The organism is Paractinoplanes polyasparticus, assembly GCF_019710575.1.
In the GTDB taxonomy this organism is placed as follows: Bacteria; Actinomycetota; Actinomycetes; order Mycobacteriales; family Micromonosporaceae; genus Actinoplanes; species Actinoplanes polyasparticus.
On record NZ_JAHWFK010000013.1, the window covers coordinates 260,780 to 276,612 of the forward strand.

The window sequence follows — 15,833 nt, forward strand, 5'->3', positions numbered from 1 at the left end:
AGCGGGGTCTTACCAGCGGTAGTGCGCGAAGGCCTTGTTGGACTCCGCCATCTTGTGGGTGTCCTCACGGCGCTTGACAGCAGCGCCGAGGCCGTTGCTGGCGTCGAGCAGCTCGTTCTGGAGGCGCTCGATCATGGTCTTCTCGCGGCGGGCCTTGGAGTACTGGACCAGCCAGCGCAGACCGAGGGTGGTCTGGCGCGGCGTACGGACCTCGACCGGAACCTGGTAGGTCGCGCCACCGACGCGGCGGCTGCGGACCTCGAGGGTCGGCTTGACGTTGTCCATCGCGCGCTTGAGGGTCACGACCGGGTCGGTGCCGCTCTTCTCGCGGGCACCCTCGAGGGCGCCGTAGACGATGCGCTCAGCGAGCTGCCGCTTGCCGCCGATCAGGATCTTGTTGATCAGCTGGGTGACCAGCGGCGAGTTGTAAACCGGGTCCGCAACCACTGGGTGGCGCGGAGCGGGGCCTTTACGCGGCATATCAGCTCTTCTCCTTCTTCGCGCCGTAACGGCTGCGGGCCTGCTTGCGGTTGCGGACACCCTGGGTGTCCAGCGAACCACGGACGATCTTGTAGCGGACGCCGGGGAGGTCCTTCACACGGCCACCACGCACGAGCACGATCGAGTGCTCCTGCAGGTTGTGGCCGACGCCCGGGATGTACGCCGTCACCTCGATCTGGCTGCTGAGCTTCACACGAGCGACCTTGCGCAGCGCAGAGTTCGGCTTCTTGGGGGTGGTGGTGTACACGCGCGTGCACACGCCGCGCCGCTGAGGACTACCTTTCAGCGCCGGCGTCTTGGTCTTGCTCGTCTTCGCCTGACGGCCCTTTCGGACCAGCTGCTGGATCGTGGGCACCGGGTTTCTCCGCTCCCTTCGGCCGCTTCCTAGGCGGCCGCACCGTCTTCAATAAGCCTGTGTGCACCGGTCCCTCCCCGATCCCGGGGAGTTGTCCGGCACCCGCGGTCGGGCGTGTCGTCCGGCTCACGGTCCCGCCGCGCGTTGGTCAACGCGCACCGGGTCTTGTCTTGGTCGACGCCCCTGATCTGGGGCGCCGGCTCGGCGTAGCGCCGCCTCGTCGTCAACTGCCGACTCGGGCGCACGCACGAGTTGCCCGGGCAAGCCCGGGCACGAGGGGAAAGCCTACCCACCACGAGCACCCAGGTCAAAATGAACGCTGAAGCCACGCGACGGATATCTCCGATACAAGTGTACCGGGTGCCTGACGGTGGCAACGCCGCGGTGGCCGACTAGGTCTTGGGAGCCCCATAGCCCTTACACCGAAATCTGCAACACCAGGGTCAACGCGAGGGACAGAAGAGCAATTCCCGCGCCGATGGACCCGCATACGATTCCTGCCATACCCAGCCCGGCGCCGGTGAACCGCACCTGGCCGGTCTGGCCCGAGCGGCGGATCTGCCGGCGCGACACCACACCGAGGGCGACCGCTCCCCCGCCGGCGGCCACACAGAGCAGCGTGAAGGCGCCGGCCACCCAGCCGCCCCAGCCCTCGGACGCGCCGGCCAGGCCGAAGCAGACCACGAGCAGCGACACCAGGATCGATCCGATGCCGGCCATGAGCGAGCCGATGGCCAGGCCCGACGTGATCGGCTCGACCCGCAGCTGCACCAGACCGAACTCGGTGCCGGGCATGGCATCGACCCGTTCCGGCCGCCACCGGCCCGAGGGCGGCGGCGGAGGCACAGCGGCGGGAAACTGCGCCGGCGGCGGGGGTGGGACGGTCATGAGAAGAGCATGTCACCCGTACGGGGCGAGCCGCATCCCGCCTCAGTCGGTGCCGGGTGCGAAGTCGGGCCCGCCGGGCGCTCCGGCCAGGTGCAACAGGCCGGCGATGGACGCGATGACCAGCGAGGTGAGGGCCAGGACGATGCCCGTCCAGGCCAGCCGGCGGCCCCGGCGGATCCAGGCCGAGCCGGTCAGATAGCCCTTCGAGTCGTACGCCTGCCGGGCCGTCTGACGGGCGAGCAGCAGGGCGACGGTGGCGGGAATCACACCGCCGATGAACGCGCCGGTCAGAAAGCCCACCAGACCCAGCGCGAAGACCGCCCGCGCCTTCGACGAGGGCGCCGGATCCGGGTCCATCGGATGGCGGGTGGGAACTGCGGCCGGAAGCGTCACGAGAACCATTCTAGAAAGGCCGGAAGGCGGCCGCGCCATGCGCGACCGCCTTCCGGACCGATCTTGTCAGTAGTCGACCCCGCGAACGGGGAAGACCTTTTAGCGGTACGACCCGAAGTCGAAGTCGTCCAGCGGCACAGCCTGCCCGCTGGCCGGCCCGAAGCCGTAGTCGGTCTCGGGGTACCCGGTCATCGAGTACACCTTGGCCTTGGCCTCCTCGGTCGGCTCGACCCGGATGTTGCGGTACTTGGAGATACCGGTACCGGCCGGGATGAGCTTACCGATGATCACGTTCTCCTTGAGGCCGACCAGCGAGTCGCTGCGCGAGTTGATCGCCGCGTCGGTCAGCACCCGGGTGGTCTCCTGGAAGGAGGCCGCCGAGAGCCAGGAATCCGTGGCCAGCGAGGCCTTGGTGATACCCATGAGCACGGGACGACCGGCGGCGGGCTCGCCACCCTCGCCGACGAGCCGGCGGTTCTCCGACTCGAAGAGCGCCCGGTCGACCAGCACGCCCGGCAGGAACTCGGCCGCGCCGGAGTCGATGACCGTCACCCGCTTGAGCATCTGGCGGATGATGATCTCGATGTGCTTGTCGTGGATGAGCACACCCTGCGAGCGGTAGACCTCCTGGACCTCGGAGGTCAGGTGGACCTGGACCGCCCGCGGACCCATGATCCGCAGAAGCTCGTGCGGGTCGATGGTGCCCTCGGTCAGCTTCTCGCCGACGCCGACGTGGTCGCCGTCGTGAGCCCGGAGCTTGACGCGCTTGGAGATCTTGTCGTACACGATCTCCTCGCTGCCGTCGTCCGGCACCACGATGATCTTCCGCGAGCGCTCGCCGTCCTCGATGCGGATGCGTCCCGGGGTGTCGGCGATGGGCGCCTTGCCCTTGGGCACACGGGCCTCGAAGATCTCCTGCACACGGGGCAGACCCTGGGTGATGTCCTCACCCGCGACACCACCGGTGTGGAAGGTACGCATCGTCAGCTGCGTGCCCGGCTCACCGATGGACTGGGCGGCGATGATGCCGACCGCCTCGCCGATGTCGACGCCCTTGCCGGTCGGCAGCGAGCGGCCGTAGCAGGCCGCGCACACGCCGAGCTTCGACTCGCAGGTCAGCACCGAGCGCACCCGGACGTTCTCGACACCGGCCGCGACGAGCTTGTCGACCAGGATCGAGTTGAGGTCCGAGCCGCGGGCGACGACCAGGTTGCCGTTGGCGTCCTTGATGTCGTCGGCCAGCGTCCGCGCGTGCACACCGGTCTCGGCGTGCACGTGCACGACCAGCGTGCCGTCCGCCTCGCGCTCGCCCACCTGCATCGGGATCGCGCGGTCGGTGCCGCAGTCCTCCTCGCGGATGATGACGTCCTGCGAGACGTCCACCAGACGACGGGTCAGGTAACCCGAGTCGGCGGTACGCAGCGCGGTGTCGGCCAGACCCTTGCGGGCGCCGTGCGTGGAGATGAAGTACTCCAGCACGGTCAGACCCTCGCGGTACGACGAGGTGATCGGCCGCGGGATGATCTCACCCTTGGGGTTGGCCACCAGGCCGCGGATCGCGGCGATCTGCCGGAGCTGGAGGAGGTTACCGCGAGCGCCGGAGTTGATCATCACCCAGAGCGGGTTCTCCTGCGGCAGCGCGCTCTCCATCTCCTTGGAGATCTCGTTGGTCGCCTTGGTCCAGATCTCGATCAGCTCGCCGCGACGTTCCTCGGCGGTCATCAGACCACGCTGGTACTGCTTGTCGATCCGGTCGGCCTCGGTCTGGTACTTGGCCAGGATCTCCGGCTTGCGCGGGGGACCGATGACGTCGCCCATGCCGATCGTCACGCCGGACCAGGTGGCCCAGTGGAAGCCGGCCTCCTTGAGCGCGTCCAGGGTCGCCGCGAGGGCGACCTTGGGGAAGCGCTCGGCGAGGTCGTTGACGATCGCCGACAGCTGACCCTTGCGGATCTCGTAGTTCACGAAGCGGTAGCCCGGGGGCAGCGTCTCGTTGAACAGGACGCGGCCGAGCGTCGTCTCGACGAGCAGCGGGTCACCCTCGACCCACTCCTCCGGCGCGGTCCAGGCCGGGCCCTTGGCGCCGTTGTCGACACCGATGACCTCACGGAGCCGGATCTTGACCGTCGCCTGCAGGTGCAGCTCGCCGTTGTCGAAGGCCATCCGAGCCTCGGCGTCCGAGCTGAAGACCCGGCCCTCACCCTTGGCACCGGCAGTCTGGTGCGTCAGGTAGTAGAGACCGATGACCATGTCCTGGGTCGGCATGGTGACCGGCTTGCCGTCGGCCGGCTTGAGGATGTTGTTCGACGAGAGCATCAGGATCCGGGCCTCGGCCTGCGCCTCGGCCGACAGCGGCACGTGCACCGCCATCTGGTCACCGTCGAAGTCGGCGTTGAACGCCGTACAGACGAGCGGGTGGATCTGGATCGCCTTGCCCTCGACCAGCTGCGGCTCGAAGGCCTGGATGCCCAGGCGGTGCAGGGTCGGCGCGCGGTTCAGGAGCACGGGGTGCTCGCTGATGACCTCTTCGAGGACGTCCCACACGACCGGCCGCTGACGCTCGACCATGCGCTTGGCCGACTTGATGTTCTGCGCGTGGTTCAGGTCGACCAGGCGCTTCATCACGAACGGCTTGAACAGCTCCAGCGCCATCTGCTTGGGCAGACCGCACTGGTGCAGCTTCAGGCGCGGGCCGACGACGATGACCGAACGGCCGGAGTAGTCGACGCGCTTGCCGAGCAGGTTCTGACGGAACCGGCCCTGCTTGCCCTTGAGCATGTCGGACAGCGACTTCAGCGGGCGGTTACCCGGACCGGTGACCGGCCGGCCGCGGCGGCCGTTGTCGAACAGCGCGTCGACGGCCTCCTGCAGCATCCGCTTCTCGTTGTTCACGATGATCTCGGGCGCGCCCAGGTCGATCAGGCGCTTCAACCGGTTGTTCCGGTTGATGACCCGGCGGTACAGGTCGTTCAGGTCGCTCGTCGCGAAGCGGCCACCGTCGAGCTGCACCATCGGGCGCAGGTCCGGCGGGATGACCGGGACGCAGTCGAGCACCATGCCGAGCGGCGAGTTGCGGGTGTTCAGGAACGCGGCGACGACCTTGAGGCGCTTGAGCGCACGGATCTTCCGCTGGCCCTTACCGGTGCGAATGATCTCGCGCAGGTTCTCGGCCTCGGCGTCCAGGTCCATGTTCTGCAGCAGCGCCTTGATGGCCTCGGCGCCCATGCCACCGGTGAAGTACTCACCGAAGCGGTCCCGCAGCTCGCGGTAGAGCAGCTCGTCGGTGACCAGCTGCTTGGAGTCGAGCTTGCGGAAGGTGTCGAGCACCTCGTCGAGGCGGTCGATCTCGCGCTGGGCCTTGTCCCGGATCTGGCGCATCTCGCGCTCGCCGGCTTCCTTGACCTTGCGGCGAACGTCGGCCTTGGCACCCTCGGCCTCGAGCTCGGACAGGTCCTGCTCGAGCTTGGCAGCGCGCTTCTCGATCTCCGAGTCGCGGCTGTTCTCCGACTGGCGCTTCTCGGCGAAGATCTCGTTCTCGATGGTCGAGAGGTCGCGGTGCCGAGCTTCGGCGTCCACGCTCGTCACGACGTACGAGGCGAAGTAGATGATCTTCTCGAGGTCCTTGGGCGCCAGGTCGAGCAGGTAGCCCAGCCGGCTCGGCACACCCTTGAAGTACCAGATGTGCGTGACCGACGCGGCCAGCTCGATGTGACCCATGCGCTCACGGCGGACCTTGGACCGGGTCACCTCGACGCCGCAGCGCTCACAGATGATGCCCTTGAACCGGACCCGCTTGTACTTGCCGCAGTAGCACTCCCAGTCCCGCTGAGGACCGAAGATCTTCTCGCAGAAGAGTCCGTCCTTCTCGGGCTTGAGGGTGCGGTAGTTGATCGTCTCGGGCTTCTTGACCTCGCCGTGCGACCACTGCCGGATGTCGTCAGCGGTAGCAAGGCCGATGCGCAACTCGTCGAAGAAGTTGACGTCGAGCACTTGGACTATCCCTCGTGTTTCGTTGCTCGGGTGAATTCAAGGCCGGCGGGGAGCGTCCCGCGGGTGACCCCGCGGGACGCTTTCCGTCAGATCTCTTCGACGCTGCTGACGCCCTCGTTCGGGCGCCGGGACAGGTCGATGCCGAGTTCCTCCGCGGCCCGGAAGACCTCGTCGTCCGTCTCGCGCATCTCGAGGGCCACACCGTCGCTGGAAAGCACCTCGACGTTCAGGCACAGCGACTGCAGCTCCTTGAGGAGCACCTTGAAGGACTCCGGGATTCCCGGCTCCGGGATGTTCTCGCCCTTGACGATGGCCTCGTAGACCTTCACGCGGCCCAGGACGTCATCGGACTTGATGGTGAGCAGTTCCTGCAGCGCGTAAGCGGCGCCGTAGGCCTGCATCGCCCAGCACTCCATCTCGCCGAACCGCTGGCCACCGAACTGCGCCTTACCACCCAGCGGCTGCTGCGTGATCATCGAGTACGGGCCGGTCGACCGAGCGTGAATCTTGTCGTCGACCAGGTGGTTCAGCTTGAGGATGTAGACGTACCCGACCGAGATCGGGTCCGGCAGCGGCTCGCCGGAGCGGCCGTCGAACAGCTGCGCCTTGCCGTCGCCGTTGACCAGCCGCTTACCGTCGCGGTTGACCAGCGTCGACTCGAGGAGGCCCTTGATCTCCTCCTCCTGCGCACCGTCGAAGACGGGGGTCGCGACGTTCGAGTCCGCCACGGACTCGTGCGCCTCGATCGCGCGCAGCTGGCGCTTCCACTCCTCGTCCTCGCCCTCGACCGACCAGCCGGTCTTGGCGATCCACCCGAGGTGGGTCTCCAGAACCTGGCCGATGTTCATGCGCGAGGGCACACCGAGCGGGTTGAGCACGATGTCGACGGGGGTGCCGTCCTCGAGGAACGGCATGTCCTCGACGGGCAGGATCTTGGAGATGACGCCCTTGTTGCCGTGGCGGCCCGCGAGCTTGTCACCGTCCTGGATCTTGCGCTTCTGGGCGACGTACACCCGGACCAGCTCGTTGACGCCCGGGGGCAGCTCGTCGCCGTCCTCACGCGAGAACGTGCGGACGCCGATGACCGTGCCGGTCTCACCGTGCGGCACCTTCAGCGAGGTGTCCCGGACCTCCCGGGCCTTCTCACCGAAGATCGCGCGGAGCAGCCGCTCCTCGGGGGTCAGCTCGGTCTCGCCCTTGGGCGTGACCTTGCCGACCAGGATGTCGCCGGGAACGACCTCGGCGCCGATCCGGATGATGCCGCGCTCGTCGAGGTCGGCGAGCATTTCCTCGCTGACGTTCGGGATGTCGCGGGTGATCTCTTCCGGGCCGAGCTTGGTGTCGCGGGCGTCGACCTCGTGCTCCTCGATGTGGATCGAGGTGAGGACGTCCTGCTGGACGAGGCGCTGCGACAGGATGATCGCGTCCTCGTAGTTGTGACCCTCCCAGCACATGAACGCGACGAGCAGGTTGCGGCCGAGGGCCATCTCCCCCTCGTCGGTGCACGGGCCGTCGGCGATGACCTGGCCGGCCTCGACCCGGTCACCCTCGAACACGACCGGCTTCTGGTTGACGCAGGAGCCGGCGTTGGAGCGGCGGAACTTGTGCAGCAGGTACGTACGGCGGTGACCGTCGTCCTGGTGCACCGTCACGTAGTCGGCGCACAGGTCTTCGACCACGCCGCCGACCTCGGCGACGACCACGTCACCGGCGTCGACCGCGGCACGGTACTCCATGCCGGTGCCGACCAGCGGCGCCTCGGCCTTGACCAGCGGCACAGCCTGACGCTGCATGTTCGCGCCCATGAGGGCACGGTTGGCGTCGTCGTGCTCGAGGAACGGGATCATCGCGGTCGCGACCGACGTCATCTGCCGCGGCGACACGTCCATGTAGTCGACCTCGGTGCCGGGCACGTAGTCGACCTCACCGCCCTTACGGCGGACCAGGACGCGATCGTCGGCGAAGGTGCCGTCGCTCTTCAGCGTGGCGTTCGCCTGCGCCTTGATGTACCGGTCTTCCTCGTCCGCCGTCAGGTAGTCGACCTCGTCGGTGACGACGCCGTTCTCGACCTTCCGGTACGGCGTCTCGATGAAGCCGAACGGGTTGACGCGGGCGAACGTCGAAAGGGCGCCGATCAGGCCGATGTTCGGGCCTTCCGGCGTCTCGATCGGGCACATCCGGCCGTAGTGCGACGGGTGCACGTCACGGACCTCGAAGCCGGCCCGCTCACGCGACAGGCCGCCGGGGCCCAGCGCCGAGAGGCGGCGACGGTGGGTCAGACCAGCCAGCGGGTTGGTCTGGTCCATGAACTGCGAGAGCTGCGACGTGCCGAAGAACTCCTTGATCGCCGCCACCACGGGACGGATGTTGATCAGGGTCTGCGGCGTGATCGCCTCGACGTCCTGGGTCGTCATGCGCTCGCGGACGACGCGCTCCATCCGGGACAGGCCCACGCGGACCTGGTTCTGGATGAGCTCGCCGACCGTACGCAGACGGCGGTTGCCGAAGTGGTCGATGTCGTCGGCCTCGTAGCCCTCCTCACCGGCGTGCAGCCGGGCGAGGTAGTCCACGGTCTTGACGATGTCTTCCTCGGTCAACGTGCCCCGGACGATCGGGACGTCGATCTCGAGCTTCTTGTTGAACTTGTATCGGCCGACCTTGGCTACGTCATACCGCTTCGGGTTGAAGAAGAGATTGTCGAGCAGGGTCTGCGCGTTCTCCCGGGTCGGGGGCTCGCCAGGGCGGAGCTTGCGGTAGATGTCGAGCAGGGCCTCGTCTTGCCCGGCGATGTGGTCCTTCTCGAGCGTGGTCATGATGAGCTCGGACCAGCCGAACCGCTCACGGATCTGGTCGGCCGACCAGCCGATGGCCTTGAGCAGGACGGTGACGGCCTGCCGGCGCTTGCGGTCGATCCGGACACCCACGGTGTCGCGCTTGTCGATGTCGAACTCGAGCCAGGCGCCCCGGCTCGGGATGACCTTGACGCTGGAGAGGTCGCGGTCGGAGGTCTTGTCCGGCTCCTTGGTGAAGTACACGCCCGGCGAGCGGACGAGCTGACTCACCACGACGCGCTCCGTGCCGTTGATGACGAACGTCCCCTTGGGGGTCATCATCGGGAAGTCACCCATGAACACGGTCTGGCTCTTGATCTCGCCAGTGGTGTTGTTGGTGAACTCCGCGGTCACGAACAGCGGCGCGCAGTAGGTCAGGTCCTTCTCCTTGCACTCCTCGATCGAGGCCTTGACCTCGTCGAATCGGGGAGACGAGAAGGACAGCGACATAGTGCCGGAGAAGTCCTCAATGGGACTGATCTCTTCGAGGATCTCTGCGAGGCCCGAGTGGGCGTGCGGGTCGTCCGTCGACCGGGCCTGCCAAGCCTCGTTCCCGACCAGCCAGTCGAAGGACTCCGTCTGGAGGGCGAGGAGGTTGGGGACCTCAAGTTGCTCGGTGATCCTGCCGAAAGAGACACGGCGGGGTGCGTAAGCGCTCGACGTACGGCTGGTCTTCGCAGGGCGGGAAGCTGCCAAGATGCGTCCTTCCGAGGACCGGTGCTGCTGATGCGGCTGCAGCTGCGGTATGCAACTGTCTGCGTGCACTCCAACGAGCCCCCAGGAAGTCATCCGAATGGATGTCCTGGCAGGGCTCAAGACAGAAGGCAGCGCAAACTAGCAGTGTAGCCGCTCGGCTAACCGCTGTCCAGCCCACACCTGAGGGTGCCTGCGGAACGTGCCCCCGCCGGCCTCTGACCTGCGCCTCGAAGGGCCAGGGCCTGTGGTGCGGGGCCGCTCGGAACGCGGCAACTCTCCCTCGGTGCCCCGCCGCGGGGAACCGGTGTCACCGGCTTACCCACGGAGCGGCTGTCGCAAGCGCGGAAACTTGCTGCTGTCAGCGTGCCTGTCAGCGGACACACAGTCAAGGGCTGCGAGGCGGGTCGGCCCCGCGCCGCCCGTTGCCCGGCGCGCCCTAGCGACCTTACTCCACGCCTTGCCCGATTGGACCCGCTTTGTGCGTCGGCCGTCCGACAGCGGACCGGAACCATCTGACCAGGTACAACAGTGGAAATATACAAATGGCGAGGACCCGCACACGGGTCCTCGCCATTCGCAAGAGAATGCAGTGGAGCGTTAGATCACTTGAGGGTGACCTTGGCGCCTTCGCCCTCGAGCTTGGCCTTGGCGGCCTCGGCCTTCTCCTTGTTGACACCCTCGAGGATCGCCTTGGGGGCGGACTCGACGGCGTCCTTGGCCTCCTTGAGGCCCAGGCCGGTCAGCTCACGCACGACCTTGATGACCTGGATCTTCTTGCCACCGTCGCCCTCAAGGACAACGTCGAAGGAGTCCTTCTCGGCCTCGGCCTCGGCCGGGGCCGCAGCGCCGCCGGCGGCCGCGATGGCAACCGGAGCAGCGGCGGTGACCTCGAAGGTCTCCTCGAACTGCTTCACGAACTCCGACAGCTCGATGAGCGTCATTTCCTTGAACGCGCCGAGCAGCTCGTCGGTGCTGAGCTTCGCCATATCTGGCAACCTTTCCTAGCTTCTGATGAAAAAGTCGTGCTGGTGCGCGGTGGCTCAGGCCTCCGCGGGACCGTCCTTCTCGCGCTTCTCCTGAAGAGCGGCCGCGAGGCGCGCCACCTGCGAAAGCGGGGCCTGGAACAGACCCGCAGCCTTGGTCAGGTTGCCCTTCATGGCGCCGGCCAGCTTGGCCAGCAGAACCTCACGCGACTCGAGGTCAGCGATCTTGTTGACGTCGGCCGCCGAGATCGCCTTGCCCTCGAAAACGCCGCCCTTGATCTGCAGGGCGGGATTGGCCTTGGCGAAAGCCCGCAGGCTCTTGGCCGCCTCGACCGGGTCGCCGTTGATGAAGGCGAGCGCGGTAGGACCGGTGAACAGCGTGTCGAGGCCTTCGATGCCGGCGTCGGTGGCTGCGCGCTTCGCGAGGGTGTTCTTCGACACCGCGTACTTGGTGTCGCCGCCCAGCGAACGCCGCAGCTCGGTGAGCTGCTTGACCGTGAGACCGCGGTACTCGGTCAGCACGGTGGCCGACGAGTTACGGAAGTTGTCGGTCAGCGCCGCGACCGCCGTGGCCTTGTCGGCCCGGACTGGCTTGTCCGCCATGTCCCTCCTCTCTCAGTGCTCGAACCACTGGTCGAGAGCGAAGGAGGGGCAGAATGAGAAACGCCCCGGCGCAGGGCGCACGGGGCGGAGCAGGAGCACGACTGATCGGCGGCCTGATCGCGAACCGTTCTTCCCTGCGCGGGTCGCCCGCATTTGCGGGACCTTCGGACGTGGCGCTCGTCTTGCGACGGCACCACGACGACCAGCGGTCTGTGGGTGGAACTTCGAGAAGCAACTGTACGCGACCCGCCCGCGACCGCCAAATCAGGTACGCGACCCGCAGGCGAGCGCCGAATCAGGTGCGCGTGCGGCGCAGGCGAGCGTAGGCGCCGAAGGCGACGCCGCACCAGAGGACGGCCCAGACGACGAGCACGGCCACGGTGGCCACAGGCGGCGGCTTGACGTCGTTGAGGGCGCGGGCCGTGGCCATGACCGGCGGGACGAGCCACGGGGCGACCGAGCCTTGCAGGCCCAGCACGACCACCAGGACGGCCGCGGTGACCAGGACAGCGATGCCGTTGCGGGCGCCACGGGTGACAGCCCGGCTCGCCAGGGCGCCGAGGGCCACCGCGGGCGGGACGGCCAGCAGATGGGCCAGCACGCCCAGCAGCGTGCCGCTGACCACGGCCTGGCCGGTGTCGATGCCGTTGAAGATCCAGGGCGCGCCCATCGCCAGGGCGCAGACCAGCAGCGCGAGCACGCCTGCGGCCAGCAGCCCGGCCAGCGCCTCGCGACGGCCACCCACGGCGACGCGGGCCAGCCGGCGTTGCGTGTCGGGTTCGGTGTCGAGCAGCAGCTTCGACTGCCACGCCAGCACAGGGAAGACCGCGGCCGCCGAATATCCGTACGCGATGGCGGCCGGAGACGCTCCCCCGCCGTAGATGACGCCGAGCACGACCAGCACCGCGATGGCCGGCGCCAGAATCCGCCCACCCCGCAGAAAACCCGTCAGCCGCATCCGGACCAACGACGTCATCGCCGGCACCCCCGCCGCTCCGCTCTCATGAGCCCCTGCTGCTCCGCTCTCATGAGCCGCCGCCGGCCTCTCGGGCCGAAAACCCACCTGGGGCGATAGTCAGCCCAGGCCCGGAACGGCCTTGTTGCGGTTGTGCCGCGGCGACACCGCGTACCTCCAAGATTTGATGCCCTTCGGCTTCGAGCTGGGCCACCACCCGGGGTGACTCGGCCCGCCGGACCTTGACCTCGATGATCACCTCGTCGAGCGCGGTCGCGGCGGGCGCCGACGCCTCCGACACGAGCGCGTCGGACACCTGCCAATGAGTGGCATCCGCCAAACCCGCCACTTCGCCGCGGTGGTCGCTGACCAGGACCATGCCGCCGGCGGCGGTCACCTCGGCGACGATCTCGGGGATCAGCGTGCGGGCGACCGAATCCAGACCTTCCCAGGGCTCGTCGAGAATCAGCAGGCCGGGCCGCGCGATCAGCGCCTGGGCCAGCCCGACCTTCTGTGCGGTGCCCTTGGAGAGATCGGGCAGACGCGTGCCGGTGTGCTCGGTGAGCAGCAGCCGTTCCATCCAGGCGTCGGCCTCGGACGCGGCACGGCCCCGCAGCGACGCCATGCGGTGGAGGTAGTCGCCGGCTGTGAAGGGCTGGTCGGCCGGAAAACGTTCCGGAACCCAGCCGACGATCGCCGGCCGGTCGAGCACGGCGCCGCGGGAAGGCCGCAGGACGCCGGCGGCCAGTTGCAGCAGAGTGGACTTGCCGGCGCCGTTACGGCCCAGCACGACGACCGTCTGGCCTGCTTCGATGCCACGGGTCACCTCGCGCAGGGTCCAATCGGCCCGGCGGCCGTAGCGGAACCACACCCCGTCGAAACGCACGAGGCGAAGCCTGCCACAGAAAAGCCCCCGGGGATGTACCCCGGGGGCCGTTCGCAGTGCTCTGCCGAGGACTCAGCTCTCGGCGCTGGTGAGGCCCTTGACCACGTTCGGGTCGACCGGCACGCCGGGGCCCATGGTGGTGGTGACGACGACCTTGCGGAGGTACTTGCCCTTGGCCGCGGACGGCTTGGACCGCAGCACCTCGTCGAGCACCGCCGCGTAGTTGTCCACCAGCTGCTCCTCGGAGAACGAGGCCTTGCCGATGATCAGGTGCAGGTTCGAGTGCTTGTCGACGCGGAAGGTGATCTTTCCGCCCTTGATCTCGTTGATGGCCTTGGTGACGTCCATGGTCACCGTGCCCGTCTTCGGGTTGGGCATGAGACCACGCGGGCCGAGGATGCGGGCGATCCGACCGATCTTGGCCATCTGGTCGGGGGTGGCGATCGCGGCGTCGAAGTCGAGCCAGCCGCCCTGGATGCGGGCCACGAGCTCGTCCGTGCCGACCTCGTCGGCGCCGGCCGCGACGGCCTCTTCAGCCTTGGCGCCCTGGGCGAAGACGATCACGCGGGCCGTCTTGCCGGTGCCGTGGGGCAGGTTGACCGTGCCGCGGACCATCTGGTCGGCCTTGCGGGGGTCGACGCCCAGACGCATCGCGACCTCGACGGTCGCGTCGAACTTGGTGGGGCTGGCGTCCTTGGCGAGCTTGATCGCGTCGGCCGGCTCGTAGAGCTTGTTCTGGTCGATCTGCTCGGCGCCCTTGCGGTAGCCCTTGCTGCGCTGCATGTTCACTAACTCCTGTGGTAGATGGCGGGCCCTGTGGTTGAAGGCCCTCCCACTGACGTGCTTGTCAGATCTTGGTGACCTGGTTGAAGTTCAGCTCCACCGGCGTCTCACGGCCGAAGATGGAGACCAGAACCTTCAACTTCTGCTGGTCGGCATTAATTTCACTGATCGAGGCCGGCAGCGACGCGAACGCGCCGTCCGTGACCGTGACCGAGTCGCCGACCTCGAAGTCGAGGACCTTGATCTCGGGCTTGGCCTTCTTCTCCTCCTGCTCGACGGCGGGAGCGAGCCACTTCAGCACCTCGTCGAGCGAGAGCGGGGCCGGACGGTCGACCCGGTCGGTCGCACCCACGAAGCCGGTCACCCCGGGGGTGTTGCGGACGCAGGAGTACGACTCGGGGCTCAGATCCATCCGGACCAGGATGTAGCCGGGGAAGACCTTGTTGTTGACCTGGAGACGCTTGCCGTTCTTGACCTCGACCTCTTCGCGGGTCGGGACCTCGACCTGGAAGATGAAATCCTCCATGTCGAGGCTGGTGATGCGGGTCTCGAGGTTGGTCTTGACCTTGTTCTCGTAGCCCGCGTAGGAGTGCACCACGTACCAGTCGCCGGGGGCGTAGCGCAGCTTCTGCCGCAGCTCCTGCACCGGGTCGAAGTCCTCGTCGGGCTCGGCGGGAGCAGCCGCCTCGGCCTCAACCTCGGGGGCCGCCTCGGGCGTGGTCTCGGGTGCCGCGGCCTCGACCGACTCGTCGGTTTCCGCCGTGGCCACGGACGACTGCTCGTCGACGGCCTGCGCGGTCTCGTCGTCGTACTCAGGCACGCTCGCTCACTTCCAGATCAGTCTTGCTCAGATGCGGGGTCAGCCGCCGAACGCCCAGAGGACGACCTTGCCCAGGCCGAGGTCGAGAAGGCCGACGATGGTGGTCACGACCACCACGAAGACGATCACGATCATCGTGTAGGTCAGGAGCTCCTTGCGCGTCGGCCAGATGACCTTACGCAGCTCGCTGACGACCTCACGGAAGAACCCACCGATGCGGCCGAAGAAGCCGGTGCGGCGGACCTCGTTCTTGGGCTTCGCCGAACGCTCGGCAACGGCGGTGCCGCCGCGGCCTACCGGCTCGGCGTCGTCGTCGGCGGCGTCCTTGTCGTTGTCGACGGCGTCGTCGTCGAACACCTCGTCGTCGGCCGGGTCGCCGGCGTCACCGGGTCGGTTCCTCTCGGCCATGGCGCCCTACTTCCGTCATCGGTGGTGATGGGTCCCCCGTCGGCGCTCGGGACCGGGGCGCGGAGGTGGTGACCGCGCACCGGGCGGGCACGTCTAGGAGGTTTGCGCAGGGGTGACAGGACTTGAACCTGCAGCCTGCGGTTTTGGAGACCGCTGCTCTGCCAATTGAGCTACACCCCTGTGCGAGGCCGTGAACTCCCCCGAGGCAGCGTGCCTCAGAGGGGTCATTGCCCCACGGCGCACCAGTGTACGGGTTCACACCGGCCTTGCCCAACCCGGGCTCGCCCAGGGTCTGTTTCGTAGTTGGACCGCGCCGCAGCCCCGTCCCAACTACGAAACAGACCCTAGCGCTTGCGGACAGTCGCCTGGGCGAGGGAGAGCACCTTCTCGCCCTGACACGTGGCGGTGAGCACCAGCTTGGTCAGGCCCTCGTCGGTGGTCTCCTTGACCGTGGCGGTGACGACGACCTCGGTGCCCTCGTCGGTGTCGGGCACCGGCACCGGGCGGGAGAACCGCACGCTGTATTCCACCACCGCGTCGGCGGCGCCGGCCCAGGCGGTGACGGCCCGGCCGACCAGCGCCATGGTGAACATGCCGTGGGCGATCACGCCGGGCAGCCCGACACCGGTGGCGACGCGGTCGCTCCAGTGGATCGGGTTGAAGTCGCCCGAGGCGCCCGCGTAGCGCACCAGGTCGGCCCGGGTGACCCGGAACGTCTGAGGCTCGAGTGTGTCACCCATG

The 15,833-nt window shown here is 67.8% G+C and carries 14 protein-coding genes and 1 tRNA gene; all 15 read right to left on the minus strand.

From position 1 onward, the window contains the following. Positions 1-9: 9 nt before the first annotated feature. The 15 genes from rpsG to KXC43_RS16230 all read right to left on the minus strand — a co-directional run bounded on the left by rpsG (position 10) and on the right by KXC43_RS16230 (position 15,832). The gene (gene rpsG, locus KXC43_RS16160; RefSeq protein ID WP_127499794.1) at positions 10-480 is read right to left on the minus strand and encodes a 30S ribosomal protein S7; all 471 of its coding nucleotides are present in this window, start codon (positions 478-480) and stop codon (positions 10-12) included. A 1-nt stretch (position 481) separates the two neighbouring features. Further along, positions 482-856 (minus strand): 30S ribosomal protein S12, encoded by a 375-nt coding sequence (gene rpsL / locus KXC43_RS16165; RefSeq protein WP_014440718.1) that lies wholly within the window; start codon positions 854-856, stop codon positions 482-484. A 417-nt stretch (positions 857-1,273) separates the two neighbouring features. Further along, complete coding sequence (locus KXC43_RS16170) at positions 1,274-1,744, minus strand: hypothetical protein (RefSeq protein ID WP_221376864.1); 471 nt, start codon at positions 1,742-1,744, stop codon at positions 1,274-1,276. Between the two features lie 42 nt (positions 1,745-1,786). Then, on the minus strand, positions 1,787-2,146 hold the full coding sequence (locus KXC43_RS16175) for a hypothetical protein (protein ID WP_221376865.1): 360 nt from the start codon (positions 2,144-2,146) through the stop codon (positions 1,787-1,789). A 90-nt stretch (positions 2,147-2,236) separates the two neighbouring features. Next, positions 2,237-6,127 carry a DNA-directed RNA polymerase subunit beta' gene (locus KXC43_RS16180; protein WP_221376866.1) on the minus strand — a complete coding sequence of 1,297 codons (3,891 nt, stop codon included), beginning with the start codon at positions 6,125-6,127 and terminating at the stop codon, positions 2,237-2,239. A gap of 86 nt (positions 6,128-6,213) precedes the next feature. Further along, on the minus strand, positions 6,214-9,654 hold the full coding sequence (rpoB, locus tag KXC43_RS16185) for a DNA-directed RNA polymerase subunit beta (RefSeq protein ID WP_221376867.1): 3,441 nt from the start codon (positions 9,652-9,654) through the stop codon (positions 6,214-6,216). Positions 9,655-10,256: 602 nt separating this feature from the next. Further along, positions 10,257-10,640: a 50S ribosomal protein L7/L12 gene (gene rplL, locus KXC43_RS16190; protein ID WP_221376868.1), complete on the minus strand. Its 384-nt coding sequence runs from the start codon at positions 10,638-10,640 to the stop codon at positions 10,257-10,259. A gap of 54 nt (positions 10,641-10,694) precedes the next feature. Beyond that, entirely contained in the window at positions 10,695-11,240 is a 546-nt protein-coding gene (gene rplJ, locus KXC43_RS16195; protein WP_221376869.1) for a 50S ribosomal protein L10, read from the minus strand. A 295-nt stretch (positions 11,241-11,535) separates the two neighbouring features. Then, positions 11,536-12,216, minus strand: coding sequence for a hypothetical protein (locus KXC43_RS16200; RefSeq protein WP_221376870.1), 681 nt, complete (start codon positions 12,214-12,216; stop codon positions 11,536-11,538). A 49-nt stretch (positions 12,217-12,265) separates the two neighbouring features. Beyond that, the gene (locus KXC43_RS16205; RefSeq protein ID WP_221376871.1) at positions 12,266-13,081 is read right to left on the minus strand and encodes an ATP-binding cassette domain-containing protein; all 816 of its coding nucleotides are present in this window, start codon (positions 13,079-13,081) and stop codon (positions 12,266-12,268) included. Between the two features lie 72 nt (positions 13,082-13,153). After that, positions 13,154-13,864 carry a 50S ribosomal protein L1 gene (rplA, locus tag KXC43_RS16210; RefSeq protein ID WP_221376872.1) on the minus strand — a complete coding sequence of 237 codons (711 nt, stop codon included), beginning with the start codon at positions 13,862-13,864 and terminating at the stop codon, positions 13,154-13,156. Between the two features lie 64 nt (positions 13,865-13,928). After that, positions 13,929-14,684, minus strand: a complete 756-nt coding sequence (nusG, locus tag KXC43_RS16215; RefSeq protein WP_221376873.1) for a transcription termination/antitermination protein NusG — start codon at positions 14,682-14,684, stop codon at positions 13,929-13,931. Between the two features lie 39 nt (positions 14,685-14,723). Next, positions 14,724-15,092: a preprotein translocase subunit SecE gene (secE, locus tag KXC43_RS16220; protein WP_221376874.1), complete on the minus strand. Its 369-nt coding sequence runs from the start codon at positions 15,090-15,092 to the stop codon at positions 14,724-14,726. A 107-nt stretch (positions 15,093-15,199) separates the two neighbouring features. Further along, positions 15,200-15,272: transfer RNA gene (locus KXC43_RS16225), tRNA-Trp, on the minus strand. 164 nt (positions 15,273-15,436) lie between these two features. Continuing rightward, complete coding sequence (locus KXC43_RS16230; RefSeq protein ID WP_221376875.1) at positions 15,437-15,832, minus strand: MaoC family dehydratase; 396 nt, start codon at positions 15,830-15,832, stop codon at positions 15,437-15,439. Between the last annotated feature and the right edge of the window lies 1 nt (position 15,833).

Coding starts and splice junctions, on each gene's coding strand:
- rpsG (WP_127499794.1), bottom strand. CDS start 480: ATGCCGCGTAAAGGCCCCGCTCCGCGCCACCCAGTGGTTGCGGACCCG.
- KXC43_RS16170 (WP_221376864.1), bottom strand. CDS start 1,744: ATGACCGTCCCACCCCCGCCGCCGGCGCAGTTTCCCGCCGCTGTGCCT.
- KXC43_RS16175 (WP_221376865.1), bottom strand. CDS start 2,146: ATGGTTCTCGTGACGCTTCCGGCCGCAGTTCCCACCCGCCATCCGATG.
- rplL (WP_221376868.1), bottom strand. CDS start 10,640: ATGGCGAAGCTCAGCACCGACGAGCTGCTCGGCGCGTTCAAGGAAATG.
- rplJ (WP_221376869.1), bottom strand. CDS start 11,240: ATGGCGGACAAGCCAGTCCGGGCCGACAAGGCCACGGCGGTCGCGGCG.
- KXC43_RS16200 (WP_221376870.1), bottom strand. CDS start 12,216: ATGACGTCGTTGGTCCGGATGCGGCTGACGGGTTTTCTGCGGGGTGGG.
- rplA (WP_221376872.1), bottom strand. CDS start 13,864: ATGCAGCGCAGCAAGGGCTACCGCAAGGGCGCCGAGCAGATCGACCAG.
- secE (WP_221376874.1), bottom strand. CDS start 15,092: ATGGCCGAGAGGAACCGACCCGGTGACGCCGGCGACCCGGCCGACGAC.
- KXC43_RS16230 (WP_221376875.1), bottom strand. CDS start 15,832: ATGGGTGACACACTCGAGCCTCAGACGTTCCGGGTCACCCGGGCCGAC.